Origin of the sequence: Mesorhizobium sp. M7A.F.Ca.CA.001.10.2.1 (genome assembly GCF_003998575.1) — a bacterium.
Classification (GTDB): domain Bacteria; phylum Pseudomonadota; class Alphaproteobacteria; order Rhizobiales; family Rhizobiaceae; genus Mesorhizobium.
This window is the reverse complement of record NZ_RZQY01001152.1, coordinates 1-901: the sequence shown is the minus strand read 5'-3', so window position 1 is coordinate 901 and position 901 is coordinate 1. Positions and strand designations below refer to the sequence as shown.

Annotated in this window: 1 protein-coding gene; it reads left to right on the top strand. The window is 62.6% G+C overall.

Going from position 1 to position 901, the window contains the following annotated elements; translation table 11 throughout:
* Positions 1-208: 208 nt before the first annotated feature.
* A partial coding sequence (locus EN964_RS35800; protein ID WP_164776506.1) for a DeoR/GlpR family DNA-binding transcription regulator occupies positions 209-901 on the top strand: 693 nt, incomplete at its 3' end.

Below are 901 nucleotides of genomic sequence, written 5' to 3'. Positions count from 1 at the left end.
CGAGTTCGGCAAGCACTGGCGGAATGACGGAGGCAGCCGGCATGGTCGTATTCTCTCTGCTTGGTGGCGGAACGCGTTCTGTTGATATCGAGATGCATACCAATAAATTCGAACACTGCAAACATATTTTTGTTTGAAAATGTTTGATCATGCGGTAGAGTCGAAGTTGCAGACCGCTTCGTCAGCGGCTTACCCACCGGATACATCGATGGCCGACGACACCGCCTCTCCCCTATCGTCCACGCATGGCGCACCGCGCGATGCCGATCGTCAGCGCCTTCTCGCGCACGATCGACAGGCACGCATCCTGGCTTTCCTGCGCCGCACGGGGTCGCTCACCGTCGCTGCGGCAGCGGCCGAACTCGCCGTTTCCGACATGACGATCCGCCGCGATCTGGTCGAATTGGAGCGCGAGGGCAGGCTTGTACGAATCCACGGAGGTGCGATCGAGGCGGACAACCCGCCGCTGGTCGCCATGGACAGTGAGGAGCCGAGTTTCGATTCGCGCTTGCGCCAGCGCCGTGACCCGAAGGCCGCGATTGCCGCCGCCGCGGCCGCCTTGGTTTCGGGATACCGCACGATCGCATTGGATGTCGGCACCACCACCTATCTGATGGCCGAGCACCTCAAGGACCTTCCGCACGCCAAGGTGTTCACCAACAGCCTCAGGATCGCGGCGGCGCTGAACGGCGGCGTGCCCGAAGTCTATGTTGCCGGCGGCCGTGTACGGGCCGACGAGATGTCGACCGGCGGGCCCGCGGCCATCGCCCAGTTCGAGGCGCTGTGGTTCGATGTCGCCGTGATCGGCGTCTCCGGCATCACGGCGGACGGCCTCTTCGACTATTCCTTCGATGATACCGATATGAAGCGCGCCTATCTGAGACGCTCAGGCACCAAGCTG